This is a genomic window from Novosphingobium hassiacum (assembly GCF_014196055.1).
Lineage (GTDB): Bacteria > Pseudomonadota > Alphaproteobacteria > Sphingomonadales > Sphingomonadaceae > Novosphingobium > Novosphingobium hassiacum.
In genome coordinates, this window is sequence record NZ_JACICY010000001.1 from 275998 (window position 1) to 292401 (window position 16404).

Sequence of the window (16404 nt, forward strand, 5' to 3'; positions counted from 1 at the left end):
CTCCGTTTGAGTCAGCTGAAGACGTCGGGTTCCCGCCCCTCGTCCTCGCCCGCCGTCCCCATCGCAGCATCGACCAGCCCGCTCCGGCTCATCCACCAGAACAGCGCGATTCCCGGCAGGGCGAGCACTGTGGTGATGATGTAGAAGTTCACGTATCCGAACGCCTCGATCAGCGCGCCCGCCGTCGTGCCAGTGGCAAACCGCCCGACCACGCTCGCGCTGGCTGAAATCAGAGCGTACTGCGCCCCAGTGTAGCGCAAGTCGCACAGCGCCGAGAAATAAGCGACGACCACCACTCCGCCATAGCCAGAAGCAATGTTCTCGAAACCGATCGCGCCTGCCATGCCCAGGTTGGAGTGCCCCGCCGCGGCCAGAGCTGCAAACGACAGGTTCGATACCGCCATCAGCACCAGCGCCAGCAGCACCGACCGCTTAAGGCCCATTCTGGCATAGGCCACACCGCCGATGAACACGCCGATCAGGTAGGCCCAGAAGCCCACGCCGACATCCCAGATCGCGATCTCGTCGTTACTGAAACCGAGGTCGTCGAACAGCAGGCGGAAAGTGAGATTCGCCAGCGTGTCGCCGACTTTGTGCACGAGGATAAACAGCAGCACGAGCCAAGCGCCATTCCGGCGGAAAAACTCGCCAAACGGTCCGATGATCGCCGCGAACGCCTCACCCACGCCCCGGCGTGCAACAGGGTCGCGGTGCCGTGAAGGCTCGCCCAGCACCAGCGCCGTGATCATCGCGGGCAGTGCGAACATCGCGCACGCCAGATAGGCAACGCTCCACCCGGAACGCGCCGCCAGCACCAGCGCCAGCGCCGCAGCGCCGGTCGATCCGATCCGCCAGCCATACTGCGACATGCCCGAGCCCGTGCCGAGCTGATATGGCTTCAACGTCTCGATGCGATATGCGTCGATGACGATGTCAAACGTCGCGCCGGCGACGCCGACCAGTACGGCGGCCAGAACCGTTGCGCCAAGATCAGCGCCGGGATCAACCAGCGCCAGATTGATCACTGCGGCCATCACCAAGACGCCTGCCAGCAGCATCCACGAGACGCGCTGCCCCAAGCGGCCGAGCAGCGGCAGGCGCACACCATCGACCGTCCAGGCCCAGAAAACCTTGAGATTATAGACCAAAAACGCCAGCGTAAATGCGGTGACGGTCTTCTTGTCGATGCCGTCCTGCGCCAGCCGCGTGGTCAGCGTCGCCCCGATCATCGCATAGGGAAAGCCCGACGAAACGCCGAGGAAGAACGCCGCCAGCGACTCCTTTTCAAGGTAGGGCTGGACCGATTGCCACAAGTTGCGCCGTCCGGACGTGTCTGCGCTCATCGACGCCAATGCTCCCTGATTGTTGCCGTGCACACTAGCGGCGTTTGCGCGGACGGCTAGGGGTGACGGATTGCGCGTTTACAGGTAAGGGGCGGCCATGACTTTACCCCCGAGAAACGGTGGCGAGCGGCCCAAGCGGTTCAGCCCCCGGACGACTACCCCCGAAAAGAAGCCGTTTGTGATGCGCAGCGGTGCGCCACGGACCTCGCAGCCCGTGGTCGCCGCCAAGCGCGCGCTGGCCGAGGACGGTTCGGAACGTGAAGGCGATCGCATCGCCAAGCTGCTCGCACGTGCCGGCATCGCCAGCCGCCGCGAGGTCGAGCGGATGATCGAGGATGGCCGCGTCAAGCTCAACGGCGAGGTCGTCACCACGCCCGCAACCTTGCTAACCAACCTGCGCGGCGTTTCGGTAGACGACAAGGCGGTCGGCCCGATGGCCCCGCCGCGCCTCTATCGTTTCCACAAGCCCGCTGGCCTGATCACCGCCGAGCGCGACCCGACCGGACGCCCGACGATCTACACCGCACTACGCAACGCCCTGCCCCCCGGCACCGCGCGCGTGATGCCGGTCGGTCGCCTCGACGTGAATACCGAAGGCCTGCTGCTGATGACCAACGATGGCGAATTGAAGCGCGCCATGGAATTGCCCTCGACCGGGGTACCGCGCACTTATCGGGCACGGACATTCGGCGACATCTCACAGGCCAAGCTGGAAGAACTGATCGAAGGCATCGAGATCGACGGCGTGCGCTATGGCCCGATCAACGCCAATCTGGAACGAAGTGCCGGACGCAACAAATGGGTCGAAATGACCCTGACCGAGGGCAAGAACCGCGAAATCCGCCGCGTGCTCGAACATCTCGGCCTCGAAGTCTCGCGCCTGCTGCGCACAAAGTACGGACCATTCGAACTGGGCGACCTGCAGCGCGGGTCCGTGGAGGAAATCCCCCAGGTCCAGGTCGAACGCTTCCGCAAGACACTGAAGCCCGCATGAGAATCATCGCAGGAGAATGGCGCGGACGTCCGGTCCGCGCGCCTGAGGGTGATCTGACGCGCCCGACTTCAGACCGTACGCGCGAGACGCTGTTCTCGATGCTCGCCAGCCGCCTCGGCAGCTTCGAGGGTCTGACCGTGGCCGATTTGTTTGCGGGCTCCGGCGCGCTTGGGCTCGAAGCTCTCTCGCGTGGAGCGGCATCGGCGATCTTTGTCGAGAACAATGCCGCCGCCGTGCGTGCCATCCGCGCCAACATCGCCGCGCTGCGCTGCGCTGATCAATGCGATGTTCGGGCGTCTTCGGTGCTGTCACTCGGGCCGACCAAGCAACCGCTCGATTTGGTGATGCTCGACCCACCTTACGGAACGGGCGCGGGCGTCGTCGCGATCGAAAAGCTCACCCGCCTGGGCTGGATCGGCGAGGGCACGTGGATCTGCCTTGAAACCGCGCTCAAGGAAGTGCCCGACGTGCGCATCTGCGAGGTTGATGCGGACCGAAAGGTCGGCAAGGCGTTACTGACGCTGATGCGGTTGAAGAGGTGAGCCAGCACTGCACTCTCCCCTTCAGGGGAGAGATACGCAGGCTTGGCAGCTTGTCTGCCTAGCCGAAGTTGAGCGGGGAGTTGCGCGCGCACGCCCCCTCTCCCAACCCTCTCCCCTGAAGGGGAGAGGGCTTTTAATCCCGCAACCGTGGCGCGAACTTTACGCCCGCCAAAGTCATTGCGCCTGCCAACGTCAGGAACAGCCCGACATAAGCCGTGCCGCCCTGCGTCCCAGCCCACGCTGCCGCAAACGGAGACAATGCGCCGCCGATGATCCCTCCGATGTTGAACGCCAGCGATATGCCGGTGTAACGCACCGCGACCGGGAACAGGGTCGGCAGCCATGCGCCGAGCGGTCCATAGGCAAGGCCCATCACGAACAGCGATCCGGCCAGCGTCGCGAAAACGATTGGCAGCGAGCCTGAGCCGAGCCCCGACCCGAACACCACGCCGATCACCGCCGTCAGCGCCGCTCCGGTTCCGAGCACGCGCTGTACCGAGGCCTTGTCCGCCCACCAGCCTGCCAGCAGAATACCGAGCGCGAAAAACACGTTGGCGCCCAGCTGCACCGCCAGAAACTCCTGCTTGGCATAGCCCAGCTTGGTCGTGGCGAACGACAGGGCGAACGTGGTTGCGAGGTAGAACACCGCAAAACATGCAACGACGCCCGCGATACCGGCAAGAACTGCGGGGGTGTGATCGCGCAGTAGGCGGCTGATCGGCACTTGGGCTGGCGGAGCTTTGGCCAGTTCCGCCTTGAATGACGGCGTCTCGCCAATCCGGAGCCGCACCCACAGCCCGACGCCGACCAGCACCGCGCTGAGCAGGAACGGCACGCGCCAGCCCCAACTCACAAAGTCCTGGTCCGAAAGGCCCAGACCGAGCAACAGGAACAGACCATTGGCGAAGAAGAACCCGACCGGGGCGCCAAGCTGCGGCGCGCTCCCGAAGCGTGCCTCCCAGCCCCTGGGTGCATTTTCCACCGCGAGTAGCGCCGCCCCGCCCCATTCCCCGCCCAGCCCAAAGCCTTGCCCGAAGCGCAGCAGACACAGCAAAGCGGGCGCGATCCACCCTGCCATCGCATACGTGGGCAAGAATGCGATCAGCAGCGTCGAAGTGCCCATCAGCAGAAGCGAGGCAACCAGCGTGGACTTGCGCCCGATGCGATCGCCGAAGTGTCCGAACACGACAGCGCCGACCGGCCGCGCGAAAAAGGCCAGTCCGAAGCTCATGAACGCGAGCAGCGTCTGTGCGGTGGGTGATTCCGTCGGGAAGAACAGCGGACCGATGACCAGCGCGGCCGCAGTTGCGTAGATATAGAAGTCGTAAAATTCGACCGCCGTACCGACGAGGCTGGCGGTAAGCACGCGACCATGCTGTCGAATCGGATTCATCGGCGCGCTTCCCCCCTCGTGTCGAGCGCACGGTCTTTCAGCGTCAAGCTCGCGGGGTCAACCGCAATACAACCAGTGCCGCAATACGAAAGGGGCGCCGGTTGCCCGACGCCCCCATCCATCTTTCACTCGACCGGAGCGCTTACACACCACCGCGGTTGCGGCAGCCATCAGTCACGGTCTTGCTGCAAACCGGGTACTTCTTGTTCATGGCCTCGGCCGGAGGAGCCGCATTGCTGGCCATCGACGCCGATGATTGTGCCGAGGCATTATCAGGCATTGCCCCTGCTGACATGCTGGACGGGCTCGAAGCCATGTCCGACGACGGAGCCGTGGTAGTGGTGGTCGCGTCGGCGGTCATGCCGCCCGAAGTCGACATGCCAGGCGAGGTGGTGGCGGGTTCAGCCGGAGTGGCAGGCTTCGCGCCCATGCCAGCACCGGGCGCAGGCTGAGCCGGCGTTGCTGGCGTAGCACCCGTTGCCGGGGCTGGTTGACCGTTCACCTGCGCAACGATCGAGGGCCAGACCTGGGTGCGCTGTTCGGGCGTCAGGGCATAGACCTGTGCCTTCTGCTCGTCGGTCAGCGCCCACCAGCCCTTCATCTGGTCAGCATCGAGCGTCCAGAAATATTCCTGATAATTGGCGGGCCAGGCGGCATACTTGGTCTTTTGTTCAGCTGGCCAAGCATCGATCTGGCTTTGCTGATCAGCCGAAGGCGAGAATGGCGTGGCCGAAGGCGGGGCAGTCGTATCCTGCGAGGTCGCGTTCATCGACTTGCCCGTTGGCGACGTCGAATCCGGCATAGTCGTCGGCGCCGCCGTGGTGGTCTGCGCCATCAATGCTGCTGGCGTGGCGGCAATGGCCAGCGCCAGCGCGCTAGCGGCAAAAAGGTTTCGCATGTGAATTCTCCTGTTATCGTTTGCCCTAAGCATGGGACTGCAAGCCAAGGGACAACTCGCGGTTCCCGAAGTTGCGACGGGGCGTGACGAGTCGTGAGACGAATCGAGTTTTCGAGCCCGTTTGCTTGCGGGGCTAGCAAACGAGATTGCCGCGCGCGGTTTTGGTCCCTATCTGTTCGCCTATGTCCTCCCCTTCCCCAATAAGCGCTCAGCCAGCAGACAGCTGGCTCGACGGCCTCAACCCGCAGCAGCGCGAGGCGGTGATGACCACCGAAGGGCCGGTGCTGATGCTTGCCGGCGCGGGTACGGGCAAGACGGCGGCGCTGACCGCGCGGCTCGCCAATCTGTTGCGCCAGCGGCTCGCCTGGCCGAGCGAGATCCTGTGCGTCACTTTCACCAACAAGGCCGCGCGCGAGATGCGCGAGCGGGTCGGTGCGCTGATCGGCCCGGCGGTCGAGGGGATGCCGTGGCTCGGCACGTTCCATTCGATCGCGGCCAAGATGTTGCGCCGCCACGCCGAACTGGTGGGTCTGCAATCAACCTTCACGATTATCGATACCGATGATCAACTCCGTCTGCTCAAGCAGCTGATCCAGGCCGAGGGGATCGACGACAAGCGGTGGCCGGCCAAGCAGTTGGCGGGCCTGATCGACAAGTGGAAGAACCGCGGCCTCAATCCCGCCGATCTCGACGCTCTGGAAAACGAGGCTTATGCCAATGGCAAAGGTCAGCGGTTCTACGCGCTCTATCAAAACCGGCTGAAGGACCTTAACGCCTGCGATTTCGGCGACTTGACGCTGCACATGCTCAACATCTTCCGGCGCGAGCGCGACATCCTCGAAAGCTGGCAACAGCGCTTCAAGTACGTGATGGTCGACGAATATCAGGATACCAACGCGGTCCAGTACCTGTGGCTGCGCCTGCTCGCCCAGACCCGCAAGAACATCTGCGTGGTGGGTGACGACGACCAGTCGATCTATTCCTGGCGCGGTGCGGAGGTCGCCAACATCCTGCGCTTCGAGAAGGATTTTCCCGGCGCCAAGGTGATCAAGCTCGAACAGAACTATCGCTCCACCCCGCACATCCTCGGCGCGGCATCAGGCCTCATCGCTGAAAATTCCGAACGCCTCGGCAAGACGCTGTGGACGGAGATCGACGGCGGCGAGATGGTCAAGGCGATCGGCGTGTGGGACGGCCCCGAAGAGGCGCGCCGCGTCGGCGAGGACATCGAACGTCTCGAACGCGAAGGCGCACCGCTGGACCGCGTGGCGATCCTCGTCCGCGCGCAGTTCCAGACGCGCGAGTTCGAGGACCGCTTCATCCAGATCGGGCTCGGCTACCGCATCGTCGGTGGCTTCCGCTTCTATGAGCGCGCTGAAATCCGTGATGCGCTGGCCTACCTGCGGATCATCGCCAGCCCGCAGGACGACCTTGCGTTCGAGCGGATTTACAACACTCCCAAGCGGGGTCTGGGCGACAAGACGCTGGAAAAGCTTCACCGCCACGCCCGTGCCCGCTCATTGCCACTGTCCGTGGCCGCCGTCGAAATTCTCGACACCGACGAACTTCCCGCGCGCGCGCGCGGCACGCTGTCCGCTCTGATGCGCAACTTCGCCAAGTGGCGCGATGATGCCAAGATGCTGGTGCCATCCGAACTGATCCGCACGATCCTGGATGAAAGTGGCTACACCGGCGCGCTACAGGCTGAAAAGACCGCCGAAGCGACTGGGCGCCTTGAAAACCTCACCGAACTTGCCCGCGCGATGGAAGAGTACGAAACGCTCGGCGATTTTCTCGAGCATGTCAGCCTGGTTATGGACAACGAGGCCGCTTCGGACACCGAGAAGGTCACCATCATGACCATCCACGCCGCAAAAGGACTCGAATTCGACAACGTATTCCTGCCGGGTTGGGAAGAAGGCGTGTTTCCGTCGCAGCGCGCGCTGGACGAAGGTGGCCTTGCATCGCTCGAAGAAGAGCGCCGCCTTGCCTATGTAGCGATCACGCGCGCGCGCCGACACTGCACGATCCTGCATGCCGCAAATCGCCGTATCTACGGGCAGTGGACGAGTTCAATACCGTCGCGCTTCATTGCCGAATTGCCCGCCGAACACGTAGAGGAGGAAACCACTTTGTCGGGCGGCGCATCAATGTGGCGAGCCAACTGGAGCGAGCGTGACGATCCGTTCGCCCATCTCGCGCTGGCTAAGCCCGGGCGCGACATGTCACGTGGACCCGGTTGGCAGCGCGCCGCCGCGCAAGTGTTCGATAAAAATCCGCGCCGTATTCCGGAAGCAACACGCAGCGCTGCCAGCTTTGCCGCCAAACCGCGCAACGATATCGGCATCGGCGCGCGCGTGTTCCACGAGAAGTTCGGCTACGGCGCGGTTGCAGCACAGGAAGGCAACAAGCTCGAAATCGATTTCGAGACCGGCGGCCGCAAGCGCGTGATCGACAGCTTTGTCAAGCTGGCGGATTGATCGAAGTCGGCCCCTGAGGGGCGACCCGATCAGAGTGCAGAGACGCTGAGGAACCCAGGGACCGGGCCGTTCCATTCGCCCGCCTTCGTCGGCGGATCGATGGAATCGCGGCGCGGGGTCGGTTCAGACCGCAGCGCGCGGCTCGGTTCGGCAGGACGTTCCTCACGCGCGGGACGCTCTTCGCGTGGTGCACGTTCTTCCCTCGGCGGACGGGCTTCACGCGGTGCACGTTCCTCCCTTGGCGCTCGGGCCTCACGCGCAGGCCGCTTTTCGCGCGGCGCACGCGGGGCGCGCTCGGTCGGCGCATCTTCGGCGGGCTCAGCTTCGGCCTTGACAGTGCGCGGCTTGCGTTCGGCCTTCTCAGGCGCCTCGATCTTGTACTCGGGGATCTTGGTCCCCTGCAGTTTCTCGACGTTCTCGATCGACTCAAGATCATCGTCGGCGACCAAAGTGAAAGCGCGACCGGTTGCGCCGCCGCGACCGGTTCGTCCGATGCGGTGTACATAATCGTCCGGATGCCACGGCGTGTCGTAATTGAACACGTGGCTTACGCCCTTGACGTCAAGCCCGCGCGCCGCAACGTCGGACGCGCACAGGATGGTGATCACGCCATCCTTGAATTTCTGCAGCTCCGCATTGCGCGCGTTCTGGTCCATGTCTCCATGAATTTCGCCAGCCGAGAAACCGTGGCTCTGCAAAGATTTGGCGAGTTCGCGCACGGTCGTTTTGCGGTTGGCAAAGACGATCGCGGTCGTAACGTTGTCGGTGCGCAACAGGTGACGCAGCACTTCCCGCTTGGCGCGCGTCGTGCAACGGACCTTGTGCTGAACAATATTCAGATTGGTGCTGGCAGGCCGCGCGACTTCGATCGTCTTGGGGTTCGACAGGAACTTGTCGGCCAGCTTCTTGATCGGCGGCGGCATCGTAGCCGAAAACAGCAGCGTCTGGCGCTGCGCCGGAAGCTTGGTGCAGATGGTCTCGATATCGGGGATGAAGCCCATGTCGAGCATGCGGTCAGCCTCGTCGATCACCAGCATATCACAGCCCGTGAGCAGGATCTTGCCGCGTTCGAATAAGTCCATCAGACGGCCCGGCGTTGCGATCAGCACGTCGACGCCATCCTGCAGCGCCTTGATCTGGTCACCCATCTGCACGCCGCCAATCAGCAACGCCATCTTCAGATCGTGGTTCTTGCCGTACTTTTCGAAATTCTCGGCAACCTGCGCAGCCAGTTCGCGCGTCGGTTCGAGGATCAGCGAACGCGGCATCAGCGCACGTCGGCGGCCATGGGCCAGGATGTCGATCATGGGCAGAACGAAGCCGGCGGTCTTGCCGGTGCCGGTCTGCGCAATGCCGATGATGTCGCGCATCATCAGGACCGAGGGGATCGCCTGCGCCTGAATCGGTGTGGGCTCGTCATAGCCGGCATCCAGTACCGACTTGAGCAATTCATCCGAGAGGCCGAGGTCGGCAAACTTCATGCAGGTTATGATCCGAAAACAAGAGGCGGCGCAGATTTCGCGCCTGTTGGACGACGTCCCGTACGGGAAGCGCCAACGCTACACGCGCGCTATGCCGATATAAGGTGAAAAGTCAAGAAATCCGGAGGTCTGCAAACCAATCAATCGTCATCCTGAACAAGTTCGCGCATCTTTGTCACAGCGCAATTTGCTCCCGCGCGCGAATGGATGATGTCTCGACCAGCGCATAGCTGACCGTCTTCGTTCCGTTCGACGTAAAAGCCGGAATAGAAATCGCGCGCACGACACGTCTTGTCGAGGCTTGCCCCGATCAGCTTGCGATTGCGCGTAATCAGCAACAATCTGTCGGGCGTATCGGCCTGGACCCCGGCAATGCTGGCGATCGGCAGGCACTTGGCCGTCTTGCGCTCGCGAAAGCGGGGGAAATCAGGCGTCGGAGATGGCAGCGCGAACGACTGCCCGGAAATCCGCGGCGCGATCCGGATGATCACGCGCTGCTCGATCCGCACCTGATTCCAAGTATCATCACCTAGCCCTTCGGCGACAAAGGCGGGGTCGAAAGTTGTGCCCGACAGCGGCGCTCCGGACGGCAAGGAAGCCACGTCCCATCCGCTGTCCCACGACCACTCTGCCGACGGATCGACCACCGTCGCAGGAAGCAGCAGCGCCAGAGACGCAAGGATGTGGGCAATGCTCGGCATGTCGCGGCGATATGTCTCTTTCTTGCCCTCAGGCTCGTGAGCGTCCCTGATTGCCCATCGCGTCCTGTCGCACTCCTGAACCAGAAAATGCGTCTTGTCGCACCCCTATATCTCAGGCTTGAACACTGGCTTAACTTGCCTCGGCCCAAAAATGAATTGCCCAGACGGCAGTCGCACAATAGCCCAAACCGATATGACCAGCGCATTCCTTGAAGCTGCGGCCCGCCTGCTCGGTCCGAAAGGGCTGACCACCGATTCGCATGCCCTTGCTCCGTGGCTCACCGACTGGCGCGGCCGCTATACCGGTAAGGCGCTGGCCCTCGCTTCGCCTGCCAGCACGGCCGAGGTTTCGGCGCTGGTCAGGTTGTGCGCCGAGCATCAGGTGCCGATCGTTCCTCAGGGCGGCAACAGCGGCATGTCCGGCGGCGCGACGCCGTTCGATAGCGGCACGGAACTGCTGCTCTCGTTGCGGCGCATGAACGCGATCAGTTCGCTCGACCGTGCCGCGCAGACGGTCGTATGCGAAGCTGGCGTGATCCTGCAAACGCTGCACGAAACAGCCGCGCGTGAAGGTTTGCGCTTCCCGCTCTCGCTGGGCGGCAAGGGATCGGCGACGATCGGCGGGCTCGTTTCGACCAACGCCGGAGGCACACAGGTCCTGCGGCATGGTTCGATGCGGGCGCTGGTGCTTGGGTTGCAGGGCGTGCTGGCGGACGGATCAATCCTTGACCAGCTCGTCCCGCTCAAGAAGGACAATCGCGGCTTCGACCTGAAGCAGGTATTGATCGGATCGGAGGGCACTCTGGGCATCGTGACCGCTGCCACGCTCAGGTTGGTGCCCGACATTGCCGGGCGCTGCGTGATGTGGGCCGGATGCGCCACGCTCGACGATGCACGCGCGCTGCTGGTGATGGCCCAGGACATGGCAGCAGACCTGCTTGAAGGATTCGAGGTATTGCCACGCCACAGCCTTGAAGCCGTGCTGGCCTATCTGCCCGATGCGCGTTCCCCGCTGGCAGCGCCGTACGAGTGGCATGCGTTGATCGAATTCGTCGCCGGGGACGTCAGCACTGCGGCCCGCCTACCCGAGATTGCCGAACACCTCTTGTCACAAGCGTTCGAGCGGGGGCTGATTGCCGACGCCACGATCGCCGCGAGCGAAGATCAGGCCGAACGCCTCTGGCTGATCCGGGAAACCATTTCCCCCGCCGAGCGCGCGATCGGTCCGGCGATGCAGCATGATATCTCCGTACCCGTCGAGGCGATGCCCGCATTCGTCGACGCCGCCGTCCCCCGTCTGGAGGCCGACTGGCCGGGGACGACTGCAGTGTGCTTTGGGCACCTTGGTGATGGTAACGTCCATTTTCATGTGATCGCTCCGCCCGGCGCGGATCGTGCAGTCTGGGAAGCGGGCGACGGCAAGGCGATCAGCGCGCAAGTGCATGACATGGTGACGCAATGGGGTGGCTCTATCTCGGCCGAGCACGGCATCGGCAGGCTCAAGCGCGACGAACTGGCGCGTCTCGGCGATCCGGTCGCGCTTTCCACCATGCGAGCGATCAAGCATGCGCTCGACCCGCAGGGCCTGCTTAACCCGGGAAAGCTTGTCTGACGCGGCTTGCGCGGCCTGCAGCCAGTCCCTAAGAACCGCCACTCCCGCCATTACCGCGGCCCGCCGCGCGTTACCGTACGAATCTGGAGAGATACAAATGGCCAGCGCGCCGCAAGCCAACCTGCCGATGTTCTACAACGACTTGATGCCGCTCAACAGCCGCGACCACGCAACGTGGAAGGCAAAGAATGCAGATGCGGCACCTTGGCTGATCGGCCAGCACGCTATCCCTCTGACGGCAGAGGAATTTCCGCAAGCTGGACGGCACTATCCGATCATCTTCGCATCGGGCGACAATCCCGTGCCGCTGGCGCTGATGGGCCTCAACGAAGGCGTCAACGTGTTCGTCGACGAGGACGGCAAGGTCACCCAGCCGATCTACATTCCTGCCTACGTACGTCGCTATCCGTTCCTCCTCGCCAAGCTCAATCAGAACAGCGAAGAGCTTTCGCTGTGCTTCGATCCGTCTTCAGGCCTGATCGGTGATTCGGTCGAGGAAGGCCAGGAACTGTTCACCGATGGCCAGCCTTCGGAAGCGACCAAGGCCGCACTCGGTTTTTGTGAGCAGTTTGAGCAGGCAGGCCAGCGCACGCAGGCCTTCATCGATGAATTGAAGAAGCACGACCTTCTGATGGAAGGCGAAGTCGCCATTCAGCAGGAAGGCAACGAACAGCCCTTCATCTATCGTGGATTCCAGATGGTGAACCAGGATAAGCTGCGCGAAACCCGTGGCGATGTCCTGCGTGGCTGGGCGCAGAGCGGACTTCTGCCCTTGCTTTACGCCCATCTGTTCTCGCTTGAACTTATCAGCCAGGTGTTTGGCGCGCAGGTTCAACTCGGCAAGGGCCCGACACCAGCGATCGCCGTTCCGGCCGAGTAAAGCGGTCCAGAAACACAAGAGACACAGTCAACAAAAAAGGCGGCGAACTTAACGGTTCGTCGCTTTTTTCCTTTGGGTGTGACAAAAATCCCTCGAAATGACTTGCAGTGCCCATGGCCGTCACCTATTTAGGAGTCGTTGCGGCGCGGCTCCCCTCATGGCCCGGCGCAACTGGTGCACCTCGGTGCACCTCCTCCCTGAACCTTGGCCACCTGGAGCATGTCTCCAGGTGGTTTTTTCTTTTCAGGTAATTTCTTTGAACGCCAGCGACTTGCTATTCAGCGGCCGCACGCCACCGGCTACGATCGGAGGTCCGGCCGATATCGGCTACATCAACCGCGAGCCGCCGCACGAGCCCGATCAGCAGCTCTACCGTGGCATCGAAGCCGGGCCCGGGCTCAGCCAGCCGAGAATCGAGATAGCATGTCCGATCGATCTCCAACTGAAGGCAATGCAGCCCCTCATGCCGCCGCGCGTGGCGTTCAAGCACAAAGCCGCCAGCATAGGGCCGGTTATGCGCAGCACGTCGTGCCGATTCGGCAAACACCCCGAACGCAGACCCGATGATCCCGCCATCGCACGAAGCACCGAATCGGTCGCCGACCACGAATTCGGGTGCCAGTTCGCCCGCCGATCGCGCGGCCAGCGGCGGCATCGAATGGAGATCGACCAACAACGCCGCGCCCCAACGGTCGCGGATGGTCTCCAGCGTCGTTGCCAGAACGCCGTGATAGGGCTGGTGGATGCAAGCGATACGGTCCTGCAACTCGCCGTGATCCAGTCGTCGCTTCCAGAGCTCGCCGAGCCCCGGGAGGCGTCGGGGGACAAGACCCAGACCGCTACGCGCGCGTCGCGCGAATGGGCTCGGCGCGGCCGATGCGTCCGCTGGCGGTCCGGCGAGCATTTCCCAGTCCACATCGTCGCTCGACCGATTGAGATCGAGCATCGCGCGCGGCGCATGGGCGACCAGCAACGCAGCGCCGGTTTCGCGCGACACCGCTTCGGCAAGCAAATCGACGTAGCGGTCTTCGAGGCGGGGTGCCGCGAAGGCCGGATGTCGCATCCGATCGAGCAACGATTTGGCATACGCCCGCCCTGCGTGCGGCACGGCAATCACCACGGGAATAGGCGAAGGATTGCGCCACTTCAGCGAATATGCAGGAACGCCGGCGTTACCGGGCACCGACCCTCCTTGGATCAGCGTCGAATCGCCCTCTTGCTCGCCTTCATGATTCATGGCGAAATCGTGCAACTGATTCGCAACGAAGTCAAAGCGACCCCATGGCCGCATCGGGAGAATCTTAACCGATTGGACATATACAAGTCGCCACGCCGGGCGCGACAACGCCCCCACCCTGACATAACGAAAGCACACGAAGGTTGGCCATGATCCGGATCCTGCTCGCCGAAGATGAAGAGGCGATGCGCACCTATCTTGCGCGTGCGCTTGAAAATGCTGGTTTCTCAGTTGCATCAGTCGATCGTGGCACGGCTGCCATTCCACTTTTGCAAGCTGAGCATTTTGATCTCCTGCTGTCAGATATAGTGATGCCCGAAATGGACGGTATCGAACTTGCGCAACGGTGCGCCGAAATCAGCCCGTCCACAAAGGTGATGTTCATTACCGGCTTTGCCGCCGTTACGCTGAAGGCGAATCGCGAGGCGCCGCAGGCACGCGTCCTGTCCAAGCCCTTCCACCTCAAGGACCTCGTGATGGAGGTCGAGCGGGCATTCGAGGACGTGCCTTATGCCGGTACCCGTCAGCCTTGATCGACGAGGCTTGATTTACCCTCTTGCCTTGGCCAAACGCGGGGGCTAATGGGCCGCTTCCCGGCAGCGCGATGGTCTTCCATCGCAACGTCGCGAACTCCGATGGTGCGGGCGTATAGCTCAGTGGTAGAGCACTATGTTGACATCGTAGGGGTCGCAAGTTCAATCCTTGCTACGCCCACCATCGCATGAAAAACCCCGCTTCGGCGGGGTTTTTCATGCGCCTGCTACAACCTCACACCTCTGTTGCAGGCTCTGCAAGTGCCGCGCGCCGAGCCAGCAGGATAAATAACGCCGTGGTCACGAACACGGCCAGCGGCACGCCCGTTGCAATCGCCAAGGGCCTTGCGAATGCCGGCATGGCAAAAGCGATAGCTGCAGCAGTTCGCTCCCAAGGCAAAGGGTCGCGTGCGTGCAGCAGGATCAGCGGGAAGGCCAAAAGGACAAAGTCGTAATCGAGCAGAAACGGGGTCGCTAGCAGGGCTCCCACCAATGTCGCTGCTCCGACCTCGAGTGTCAGCCCGCGCCGCCATGCCAGCACGACCAGTGTCGCAGCGGTTCCCGCCGCCAGCACCGTCTGCATTCCGAATGCAAGCCGTGCTCCCCCTCCCCACAGCCGCACCATCGCGAACAAACTTTGCATCTTGGCAAAGCCAATTGCGCCATCAGCCATCGCATCCTGCGCCAACCTGGTGATCGAGAGCCAATCGAACCATACCTGCGTCCCGAAAATCAACGTAGACACGCCGGCCAGCACAACCGCCGTGAGCCCGGCCCAGCCGATCACGCGCCATTCGCGTCCGGCCAGCAGCACCAGAGGGACCAGGACTCCGAACTGCGGCTTGAACGTCGCCAGGCCTAGTAGAACTCCCGCTGCAAAATGCTGCTTTTTGGCCGCGCACCAGACACCAAGTCCGAGCAGTGCTGCGAGCAGAAACGAAGTCTGCCCATGGGTGATGGTGATTACCAGCGGCGGAAAGGCCGCGACCGCCAGCCAGTTGATCCGCCCCATCCACACCCGCACCGCCCCGATCAAGGCCGCACCAGTGAGGACGAGCCAGCTCGCCAATGCCGGAAAATAGCCGAACAACCCCAGCGGCCAGCACCACAGCAGGAAGACCGGAGGATAGAAAAATGCGGTATATCCGGTCTGACCGATCCACACTGTGCCTTGTGCGGCGGCGTGTGCGGCAATGTTGTAAGGATTGCCACCGAATTGGATCATCTGCCCGGCAGCCCAGAAGCTGACGAAATCCGTGCCGAGCAGTCGCCCTTCGAGGTCAAACCCGTTTCGTGCACTGACCAACAGCCATGCAAGTGAGAGAAGGTTGGCAGCAGCCAGGATCAACAAGTAGCTGCGGACGCGCGCTCGGTTAAGCCACTCGCCCGATCTCAACCCGTCAATGACCGACCGCACCGCCCCCATTCTTGCTTGTCTGGAGGATCACTGCCGACCTGTCCAGAGGTCGGCAGCCCGCTTGCGTCCGGTTTACTTGCCCTGCCAGTTCGGCTTGCGCTTTTCGGCAAAGGCCGACGCACCCTCGCGTGCATCGCTCGAGGTGAACACCGGTGTGATGTAGGCCTGCTGCTTGTCCCACATCTCGGCCTCGGTCCATTCGTGGGAATCGCGGATGATCCCCTTCGACGCGATCAGTCCCAACGGGCCATTTTCGGCAATCCGCGCGGCAAGCGCTTTTGCTCCATCGATCGAAGGGCCTTCGGTGATCTGGTTGATGAAGCCGAGTTCGTAAGCGCGCTGGGCCGTGATGAAATCGCCGGTCAACGCCAGTTCCATCGCGATCCGCGGCGGGATCTGGCGCGGAAGCTTGATCAGACCACCGGCGGCAGCGGCAAGACCTCGCTTGGCTTCGGGAATGCCGAACTTCGATCCCGCGCTGGCAACGATCAGATCACAAGACAAGGCCAGTTCCATCCCTCCCGCCAGAGCGTACCCATCGACTGCTGCGATGATGGGTTTTTTTGGCGTCCACTGCGACAGGCCGCCAAAGCCTCGTCCAGGTACCGATGGCGATTCGCCGCGCAAGAAGCCTTTGAGATCCATGCCCGAACAGAACGTGCCACCCGCGCCGGTCAGCACCGCGCAACGCAGGTCGGCGTCTGCATCCAGTCGGTCCATGGCGGCCGATATTCCCTCGGCCGCAGCCTTGTTCATCGCGTTCTTGGCATCGGGCCGATTAATAGTGACGATCAACACGTTGCCATCGACTTCGGTAAGGACTTCAGCCTCGCTCATTTCAAGCACTCCCAAAAAGCTTAATCGGTCGCTTAACTACTGCTCGAAAGAGGTTT

14 protein-coding genes and 1 tRNA gene are annotated in these 16404 nt (G+C 62.7%); 7 read left to right on the forward strand and 8 right to left on the reverse strand.

What is annotated here, in order from left to right; all coding sequences use genetic code 11:
- Window positions 1-11: 11 nt before the first annotated feature.
- Window positions 12-1343 carry an AmpG family muropeptide MFS transporter gene (locus GGQ88_RS01465; protein WP_183611244.1) on the reverse strand — a complete coding sequence of 444 codons (1332 nt, stop codon included), beginning with the start codon at window positions 1341-1343 and terminating at the stop codon, window positions 12-14.
- 97 nt (window positions 1344-1440) lie between these two features.
- On the opposite strand from GGQ88_RS01465, the gene GGQ88_RS01470 reads away from it, so the two are divergent.
- Both GGQ88_RS01470 and rsmD read left to right on the forward strand, forming a co-directional pair.
- Window positions 1441-2337 (forward strand): pseudouridine synthase, encoded by an 897-nt coding sequence (locus GGQ88_RS01470; RefSeq protein ID WP_183611245.1) that lies wholly within the window; start codon window positions 1441-1443, stop codon window positions 2335-2337.
- Window positions 2334-2879: a 16S rRNA (guanine(966)-N(2))-methyltransferase RsmD gene (gene rsmD / locus GGQ88_RS01475; RefSeq protein WP_183611246.1), complete on the forward strand. Its 546-nt coding sequence runs from the start codon at window positions 2334-2336 to the stop codon at window positions 2877-2879. Before GGQ88_RS01470 ends, rsmD begins: the two co-directional genes overlap by 4 nt.
- Window positions 2880-3012: 133 nt before the next feature.
- Here the strand turns inward: rsmD and GGQ88_RS01480 are convergent, their stop codons facing one another.
- Both GGQ88_RS01480 and GGQ88_RS01485 read right to left on the reverse strand, forming a co-directional pair.
- Window positions 3013-4272 (reverse strand): MFS transporter, encoded by a 1260-nt coding sequence (locus GGQ88_RS01480; protein ID WP_183611247.1) that lies wholly within the window; start codon window positions 4270-4272, stop codon window positions 3013-3015.
- A 142-nt stretch (window positions 4273-4414) separates the two neighbouring features.
- Complete coding sequence (locus tag GGQ88_RS01485) at window positions 4415-5170, reverse strand: hypothetical protein (protein WP_183611248.1); 756 nt, start codon at window positions 5168-5170, stop codon at window positions 4415-4417.
- A gap of 182 nt (window positions 5171-5352) precedes the next feature.
- On the opposite strand from GGQ88_RS01485, the gene GGQ88_RS01490 reads away from it, so the two are divergent.
- On the forward strand, window positions 5353-7650 hold the full coding sequence (locus tag GGQ88_RS01490; protein WP_183611249.1) for an ATP-dependent helicase: 2298 nt from the start codon (window positions 5353-5355) through the stop codon (window positions 7648-7650).
- A gap of 29 nt (window positions 7651-7679) precedes the next feature.
- On the opposite strand, the gene GGQ88_RS01495 is transcribed toward GGQ88_RS01490, so the two are convergent.
- Window positions 7680-9131: a DEAD/DEAH box helicase gene (locus GGQ88_RS01495; protein ID WP_183611250.1), complete on the reverse strand. Its 1452-nt coding sequence runs from the start codon at window positions 9129-9131 to the stop codon at window positions 7680-7682.
- A 140-nt stretch (window positions 9132-9271) separates the two neighbouring features.
- Window positions 9272-9832 (reverse strand): hypothetical protein, encoded by a 561-nt coding sequence (locus GGQ88_RS01500; protein WP_183611251.1) that lies wholly within the window; start codon window positions 9830-9832, stop codon window positions 9272-9274.
- Between the two features lie 193 nt (window positions 9833-10025).
- On the opposite strand from GGQ88_RS01500, the gene GGQ88_RS01505 reads away from it, so the two are divergent.
- Complete coding sequence (locus GGQ88_RS01505; RefSeq protein ID WP_183611252.1) at window positions 10026-11444, forward strand: FAD-binding oxidoreductase; 1419 nt, start codon at window positions 10026-10028, stop codon at window positions 11442-11444.
- Window positions 11445-11541: 97 nt separating this feature from the next.
- Window positions 11542-12324, forward strand: coding sequence for a SapC family protein (locus tag GGQ88_RS01510; RefSeq protein ID WP_183611253.1), 783 nt, complete (start codon window positions 11542-11544; stop codon window positions 12322-12324).
- A gap of 274 nt (window positions 12325-12598) precedes the next feature.
- Here the strand turns inward: GGQ88_RS01510 and GGQ88_RS01515 are convergent, their stop codons facing one another.
- Window positions 12599-13561 (reverse strand): N-formylglutamate amidohydrolase, encoded by a 963-nt coding sequence (locus tag GGQ88_RS01515; RefSeq protein WP_183611254.1) that lies wholly within the window; start codon window positions 13559-13561, stop codon window positions 12599-12601.
- 149 nt (window positions 13562-13710) lie between these two features.
- Between GGQ88_RS01515 and cpdR the strand changes: the two genes are divergently transcribed.
- Window positions 13711-14094: a cell cycle two-component system response regulator CpdR gene (gene cpdR, locus GGQ88_RS01520; protein WP_183611255.1), complete on the forward strand. Its 384-nt coding sequence runs from the start codon at window positions 13711-13713 to the stop codon at window positions 14092-14094.
- A gap of 109 nt (window positions 14095-14203) precedes the next feature.
- A tRNA-Val gene (locus tag GGQ88_RS01525) sits at window positions 14204-14278 on the forward strand.
- Window positions 14279-14329: 51 nt separating this feature from the next.
- Here the strand turns inward: GGQ88_RS01525 and GGQ88_RS01530 are convergent.
- Both GGQ88_RS01530 and GGQ88_RS01535 read right to left on the reverse strand, forming a co-directional pair.
- A complete protein-coding gene (locus GGQ88_RS01530) occupies window positions 14330-15520 on the reverse strand; it encodes a glycosyltransferase family 87 protein (RefSeq protein ID WP_183611256.1) in 1191 nt (396 codons plus the stop codon).
- Window positions 15521-15583: 63 nt separating this feature from the next.
- Window positions 15584-16348, reverse strand: a complete 765-nt coding sequence (locus GGQ88_RS01535) for a crotonase/enoyl-CoA hydratase family protein (protein WP_183611257.1) — start codon at window positions 16346-16348, stop codon at window positions 15584-15586.
- Window positions 16349-16404 lie beyond the last annotated feature (56 nt).